3 protein-coding genes and 1 pseudogene are annotated in these 2,728 nt (G+C 60.3%); all 4 read right to left on the bottom strand.

Annotated features, from left to right (window positions below; all coding sequences use genetic code 11):
- Positions 1–265, bottom strand: a pseudogene (locus tag DD606_RS24425) (protein of avirulence locus ImpE); the annotation flags it as partial.
- Positions 266–274: 9 nt separating this feature from the next.
- A complete protein-coding gene (locus tag DD606_RS24420) occupies positions 275–1,261 on the bottom strand; it encodes a hypothetical protein (protein WP_032609474.1) in 987 nt (328 codons plus the stop codon).
- Positions 1,262–1,277: 16 nt separating this feature from the next.
- Positions 1,278–2,075: a PP2C family serine/threonine-protein phosphatase gene (locus DD606_RS24415; RefSeq protein ID WP_003859969.1), complete on the bottom strand. Its 798-nt coding sequence runs from the start codon at positions 2,073–2,075 to the stop codon at positions 1,278–1,280.
- Positions 2,072–2,728 (bottom strand): type VI secretion system-associated FHA domain protein TagH (gene tagH / locus DD606_RS24410; protein ID WP_129259360.1); only part of this gene is annotated, 657 nt, incomplete at its 5' end. The genes tagH and DD606_RS24415, both read right to left, overlap by 4 nt.

The following is a 2,728-nucleotide window of genomic DNA, read 5'->3' as shown; positions in this document are numbered from 1 at the left end:
CCTCTCCCGCGAACACGCGCGCCCGCTGCTGTTCACCCTGAATGGCCTGCTCCAGCAGCGTTACGGTTGGTTTTGCCTGCGGCTTCAGCGCCAGCCAGCTCTTCAGCTGGGTCAGGGCGCGCGCCCAGTTGCCGCTGAGGATCAGAAACTGCACAAACGCGGCGCGCAGATCGGCATCCGCCGGACGAGCTTTGATTTCGGCTTCCAGGCGAAGCAGCGCGTCGCTAATCGACTCACCCGCCAGACGTTGATAAAGCGTATTCATAGCCCCTCCTTAATTCGTCGCGCGCCAGGTGCCCACTGCCGGATCGCGCAGCTGCGGACGCAGCGTGTCAATCAGAACAACGTTCAGCTCCGCGCCCGGTGCAACCCATGCGCTCCAGATCTTCTTCACCTCTGCGATACGCGCCTGGAGTCTGGCGTCGTCGCTGGCGATCTCACGGGTGATTTCCACCGCCACCGTGCCGTTGCTCTTCCAGCCGTTCAGAGTGCTGTCGTACGGCAGGATCATCCAGCTCTGGTCGCTGTTCGGGGTGCTGAAGACCATGCGCTCTTTGTTAACGGAGGTGATCAGCGCCTTTTCAGGATCGACCGCGTTGTTCAGTCCCATCACCGGGAAGCCGTGAATGTAGGTGACCGGAATCGCTTTCTGCGTCCCGTTACGATTTTGCGTCACCACGGTGTGGCCGCTGAGCCAGCTACCGTTGCCGCAGCGGGTGGTGTCGGAATCCGGAATAAACAGCGCCGGCGCGGAGGAACCGCCCTCCCAGAAGGTGCGCAGGTGGCAACCGTCCTGAAGGGTGAACTCCTGCCATGGCGTACGATCTGCCGCCACGGTGTGCGTCTCCGGATTCTGGTCAGGCGGCAGCAGCGCGCCTGAGGTGGTGGTCGTTGCCGCCGCCGTTTCCTGCTGTTTCACCACCAGCGCCCAGTCCTGCGCTTTAGCCGCTGTGCCCCGGGCAAGCGTCGTGCCTTCCGGATCGTTAAGCGTCCAGTTCAGGGTATTCAGCTTGCTGCACTGGTGCTCCAGCAGCGAGCCAAGGCGCGGCACGAAGTTTTCCAGCACCGAAACCTCTTTCTTGCCGTTCGCCACGATACGCAGCGCCACGTCCGCCTTACACCAGCTTTGCGGCGTATTGTCTTTAATGTTGTCGATCCAGATATCCAGCTTCTGCGCAGGAGACTGCACGATGCGGAAGTTTTCAGCCTGTGCGGTGGTCGCCACCGTCAGAAGAGCCAAACCCGATAGCCAAAGTTTCATATCAATCCTTGTGTGTCTAATCAGTTCCGCAGGGAAGAAATTGTGCTGCGTCAGAGAGCGTATGCAGCAAAGTGGTGTCCTGAGGGTTGCCCATCCACACCGCCACGGCGGTATAGTTATCCTGAGCATTGCCCTCCTGTTCGGCATTCTTTTGAATGATTTGGTTCATTAAGGTCAGCCACTCCTGTGGCGTATTGACCATGTGCAGCGACTGCTTCATCTGCTCTTCGCTAACGCCGTGCCAGAAACCGTCGGTGCAGAGCAGGAAGGCATCACCGTCCTCGACCTGCACGACATCGCTGTAGCTCGCTTCCGGTCCGCCATTCTCAATACCCAGCGCCAGATACAGCAGGTTGCTGTTGAGATCGTCGGTCTGATGCCCGGCATCTTTCATCTGCTGGACGAGGCTGTGATCGGTGGTGACATGCCACAGCCAGCCGCGGCGAAACAGGTACAGGCGGCTGTCTCCGGCGTGCGCCCAGTAAGCCAGACGGTAATCCCTGTCGATAAACAGGCTGACCAGCGTGGTGCCCATCCGGCGATAGTCCTGCACGGCCTGTTGTTCGCTGAGGATGGTGCGGTTCGCCGTTTGGACGTAGTCACGAATATGCTGCGCATTAAGGTGCTTGTCGCCGTCAAAGCGGGAAATAATGCTGTTGCGGGCCAGCTCAGCGGCCACCTCGCCGCCCGGCAGGCCCGCGATGCCGTCACAGACGACAAAGCAGGCTGAACGTTCCCCGATGGTTTCTCCCGTCTGATCCTGGTTGCTGGCGCGCGTCCCCTGGCGGGAGAGAGAAGCCGTTGCGATATTCATTTTTCTTCCGATCCGCTTTGTGAGTCTTTGTACTGATTGACCTCCATGTCATAGGCATGGAGGAAGGCTTCGCCAAACAGGGTATGGAAGTCGTCCTCGATCTCGCCCGCCGTCTCGCCATAGCTGCGAACGAAATAATCCCACAGCGCGGCTTTACGGCTGCCCGGCAGCGCCAGGCGTGACGTCATCCCGTTCTGCTTCGCCTGCTCTTCCAGCTGTTCCGGATTAAAGGATTGCAGCATGGCGGCGATAATGGCGCGGATACCGGAGATCATCCCCAGCTGGTGCGCCTGGAGATCGATTAGCGCATCACGCACCGATTTGGTCGGCGGCATAAAGCCCGGCATCGGCGTGCCGAACATCTGGATCAGCACCGTTTTCCCGGTCGGCAACAGTTTGAACGGGTTGTTCGCATCGTCGAGCACCATGGTCATATCGGCTTTCACCCCACGCTTGAGGATGGAGCGCGAGGAGAGCAGCGCCACGGTCCCCTGCGAGAACATGCCCAGGATCTGCCCCAGCTGACGCATATTTTCCCGGTCGAATTGCGGTACCGGCTGCATTTCGCTCAGGCCCATGCCCTCCAGCAGCGCCTCCAGCAGTTCGCCCTGAAGCACCTCGCCCCGCTCGCCGGTCTGCGCGGAGGCAGCAGG

Source organism: Enterobacter cloacae complex sp. GF14B (assembly GCF_004136805.1).
In the GTDB taxonomy this organism is placed as follows: Bacteria; Pseudomonadota; Gammaproteobacteria; order Enterobacterales; family Enterobacteriaceae; genus Enterobacter; species Enterobacter hormaechei_C.
Note: the sequence above shows the minus strand (reverse complement) of the source record. Positions and strands in the feature narration are given on the sequence as shown.